Origin of the sequence: Micrococcus sp. KRD026, assembly GCF_017168445.1 — a bacterium.
GTDB classification, from domain to species: domain Bacteria; phylum Actinomycetota; class Actinomycetes; order Actinomycetales; family Micrococcaceae; genus Micrococcus; species Micrococcus luteus.
Genome location: NZ_JABFBA010000019.1, coordinates 1 through 4,212, shown reverse-complemented (window position 1 = coordinate 4,212; position 4,212 = coordinate 1). Strand labels below are relative to the sequence as shown.

Sequence of the window (4,212 nt, the reverse complement as noted above, 5' to 3'; positions counted from 1 at the left end):
GCCCCGACCTCCCCGAACAGGAGCAGCATGACCGACGCCCCCGAGACGGCCGCCCCGGACGCGCCCCCGCGGCTGATCGCCACACCGGCCGGTGGAGTCCCCCGGCTCACCGACACCCGCGCGGGCCTGGAGGCCTGCGCCGCGGCGCTCGCCGCGGGGACCGGGCCCGTCGCCATCGACGCGGAGCGCGCCTCCGGGATCCGGTACGGCCAGCGGGCTATGCTCGTCCAGCTCAAGCGCGAGGGCGCCGGCATCTGGCTCGTCGATCCCGAAGCCCTCGACGGGCTGGCCCCGCTGCAGGAGGCCCTCGCGGGCGTCGAGTGGATCCTGCACGCGGCCAGCCAGGACCTGCCCTGCCTGGCCGAGCAGGGGCTGCGCCCCGATCGGCTGTTCGACACCGAGCTCGCGGCCCGGGTGTCCGGCCTGCCGCGCGTCGGCCTGGCCGCGGTCCTGGAGGAGCTGCTGGGGGTCACCCTCGCCAAGGAGCATTCGGCCGCCGACTGGTCGGTGCGTCCGCTGCCCGAGGCGATGCTCACCTACGCGGCGCTCGACGTCGAGCTGCTCGTCCCGCTGCGCGAGGCCCTGATCGCGCGCCTCGAGGCCGACGGCAAGCTCGCGTGGGCCGAGCAGGAGTTCGAGCACGTGCGCACGGCCCCGCCGCCCACGCCGAAGAAGGACCCCTGGCGCGGCACCTCGGGCTCCCAGACGCTGCGCCGCCCCGTGCAGCGCGCGGTCCTCAAGCGCCTGTGGGAGGCCCGCGAGGACCTCGCCCGCCACCGCGACGTCGCCCCCGGCCGGCTCATCCCGGACCGGTCGATCGTCGCCGCCGCGGCCGCCCAGCCGCGCACCGTCCCCGCCCTGCGCCAGACCTCCGGCTTCCACGGCCGCGCCGCGAGCCGCGAGGCCCCGCGCTGGATCGCCGCGATCCGGGCCGGCGTTGAGGACGCCGAGCGGGACGACGCCCCCGCGGCGCAGATCCGCACCGGGGACGGCCCGCCCCCACCCCGGGCCTGGAAGGACCGGGACCCGGTGGCGGACCGCCGCCTGCGCACGGCCAAGGCCCGCGTCGCCCGACGGGCCGAGCAGCTGGGGATGCCCACCGAGAACCTCCTCACCCCGGACACCCTTCGGCGGATCTGCTGGACCCCGCCCGCCCCGATCACCCCCGAGACCGTCGACGCGTTCCTGACGGAGCGGGGCGCGCGCCCGTGGCAGGTGGAGAACGTCGGCGCGATCGTCACGGTCGCGCTCCTCGACCCCGATCCCGCCGGCGCCTGAGCCCCCGACGCGGCCGGCCGGATCGGTCCGTCGCGTCGCGTCGACGCCGAGGCTACTCGCCGGTAGTGTGACCCGCATGACATCCGTTTCTCTTGCTTCCTTCGACCACCTGCCCGCCCTGGCCCCGGATGAGGTCGTCACCACCGTCACCGTGACCGACCACGCCCTGCCCGATGGCGCGGGCACGCTCGCGCTGCTCACGCTGGACAACGGGCAGGGACCCCGCCGGCCCGCCACCCTGGGCCCGGCCACGCTCCTCGGCCTCGGCCGGGTGCTCGACGAGCAGGCCGCCCGGGCCGCCGCGGGCGCGATCCAGGCCCTGGCCGTGACCGGTGTGGAGGGGACCTTCGCGGCCGGGGCGGACCTGTCCCTGATCGCGGGCCTCACCGACGACGTCGGCCGCGACCTGGCCCTGCTCGGCCACGCCGTCTACGACCGGCTCGCGGCCCTCGAGATCCCCACGGTCGCGCTCGTGAACGGCCTCGCCCTCGGCGGCGGCCTCGAGCTGGCCCTGGCCGCCGGACACCGCGTGGTGGCCGCCGATGCGAAGGGCTTCGGCCTGCCCGAGGTCCGGCTCGGCCTGATCCCCGGCTGGTCCGGCGTGTGGCGCGTGCCCCATCTGATCGGCCCGGAGGCCGCCGTCGACGTCGTGCTGAAGAACCCCCTCGACGACAACCGCATGCTCGACGCCCGCGCGGCGCACGGGCTCGGCCTGATGGACCGGATCGTGGAGGGGGACCTCCTCGACGCGGGCCTCGAGCTCGCCGCCGCCCTGGTCGCCGGGGACGAGTCCGTGGCGGCCGAACTGGCCGCCCACCGCGACCGCGACGTGTCCGACGCCGCCTGGGACCGCGCCCTGGCGGCGCTGGAGCGGCTGCAGGCCGCTCGCCCCGGACGCCACCTGCCGGCGCGCCGTCACCTGGAGGACCTGTTCACCGGCGCCCGCACGCGCACCCGCGCCGAGTCCGCCCAGGCCGAGGCGGACGCCCTCGGGACGCTGCTGCACTCCCCCGAGTTCCGGCGCACCGTGTACGCGTTCCTCGGCCTCGTCCAGGGCCGCGCCAAGCGCCCCGCCGGCGACCCGGGCCGCGAGCTCGCCCGCGAGGTCCGCAAGGTCGGCATCGTCGGTGCGGGCCTGATGGCCGGCCAGCTCGCCCTCGTCTTCGCCCGGCACCTGCGGGTGCCCGTCGTGATGACGGACATCGACGCCGAGCGTGTCGAGCGCGGCCTGGCGGGCGTGCGCGCGCAGGTCGAGAAGATGGTCTCCCGTGGACGGCTCTCCGCCGAGGACGGCGAGGCCCTGGCCGGGTTGATCACCGCGGACACGGACAAGGCGGTGTACGCGGACGCCGACATCGTCATCGAGGCCGTCTTCGAGGAGCTCGAGGTCAAGCGCACCGTCTTCCGCGAGCTCGAGGGCATCGTGCGTGAGGACGCCATCCTGATGACCAACACCTCGAGCCTGTCCGTGGCCGCCATGGCCGAGGTCCTCGAGCATCCCGAGCGCCTCGTGGGCTTCCACTTCTTCAACCCGGTGGCGGTCATGCCGCTCGTGGAGATCGTGCGGACCGAGGCGACGACGGACGAGGTCGTGGCCACCGCGTTCGAACTGACCCGCCGGCTCCGCAAGACCGGCGTGCTCGTCCACGATGCCACCGCGTTCGTGGTCAACCGCGTCCTGCTGCGCATGATGGGCGAGGTGCAGAACTCCTTCGACGAGGGCACCGACGCGCACGAGGCCGACCACGCGCTGGACCCGCTGGCCCTGCCGATGACGCCGTTCACCCTCCTGGCCATGGTCGGCATCCCCGTGGCCCAGCACGTGTCCGAGTCCCTCTCCGCGTCCTTCGGCGCGGAGCGCTTCCCGGTCTCGGCGAACCTGCAGCGCCTGATCGACGCCGGCAAGACCGCGATCTGGGCCAAGGACGTCCGCCCCGACCGGCGCGACGAGGAGGCCGCCGGCGCGACCGGCGAGCAGATCCCGGAGGCGACCGCGGCCCTGCTGGAGCAGGGCTCGACCCCGCAGACCTCCGAGGAGCTGCTGCGCCGGGTCGAGGACGCGCTGGCCGAGGAGATCGGCCTGCTCCTGGACGAGCGCGTCGTCGCGGCCCCCGAGGACGTGGACCTGTGCATGATCCTCGGCGCCAACTGGCCCCTGCACCTGGGCGGCATCACGCCGTACCTGGACGACTGCGGGGCCGCCGAGCGGGTGAACGGGCGGCGCTTCCACCCGGCCGCGCAGGCCTGACCGGCCCCGGCCGGGCCGTCCGCGACGGCCCGGCCCACGGCTCAGGCGATCGGCAGCCCGGCGAACGTCACCACGTGCGCGTCGAGCCCGGCGGTCGCCGCGGCCTGGTCGGCCACGGGGGTCGAGGCGGTGCCCCCGCCCCAGTCGGAGGCGACCACGGCGCCCTCGCGCACGAGGTGCGCCCCCAGCTCCACGCCGTCCGCGACGACGGCCACCCGCACGTCCGACCCGCCCGCGTCCGCCGGGCGCAGCTCGGCGCGGGGCACGCGCAGCCCGCCCTGCAGGGGCGAGGCCTCCTCGAGCCGGTCCACGGCGAGCGGGCCTTCGGCGGCCACCCGCGCGAGGAGGAGGTACTCCGCGTACGAGGGCAGCACCGCGGCGTCGATGCCGGCCCGCTCACGGTCGATGCGCACCCGCTGGGCTCCGGCGGAGTCCTCGTGGGTCGTCCATGCCCAGCCGTCCCCGTCGGGCGTGAAGCCGACCTGCGTCTGGGCGAGGTAGCGCTCGGGCAGTCCACCGCGGGCGGCGCGCTGGGCGGGCGTGGGGGCGAAGCCCATGCGGGTGGTCAGCACGCCGTCCTCCAGCACCCGGTGCAGGAAGCCGACGTGCACGTCGTCGAGGGTCACGGCCTCCCACCGCTCGAAGGGAGTGAGGTCGAAACGGGCGGCGCCGGTGGGGCGCGGGGC

Annotated in this window: 3 protein-coding genes; 2 read left to right on the top strand and 1 reads right to left on the bottom strand. The window is 76.1% G+C overall.

Annotation, left to right across the window (positions count from 1 at the left end; genetic code table 11):
* Window positions 1-27 precede the first annotated feature (27 nt).
* Entirely contained in the window at window positions 28-1,278 is a 1,251-nt protein-coding gene (locus J1M40_RS06445) for an HRDC domain-containing protein (protein ID WP_073116508.1), read from the top strand.
* Between the two features lie 76 nt (window positions 1,279-1,354).
* Window positions 1,355-3,526: a 3-hydroxyacyl-CoA dehydrogenase NAD-binding domain-containing protein gene (locus J1M40_RS06440; RefSeq protein ID WP_036317899.1), complete on the top strand. Its 2,172-nt coding sequence runs from the start codon at window positions 1,355-1,357 to the stop codon at window positions 3,524-3,526.
* A 41-nt stretch (window positions 3,527-3,567) separates the two neighbouring features.
* Here J1M40_RS06440 and J1M40_RS06435 read toward each other — a convergent pair.
* Window positions 3,568-4,212: hypothetical protein (locus tag J1M40_RS06435; protein WP_206450620.1), on the bottom strand; the 645-nt coding region annotated here is incomplete at its 5' end.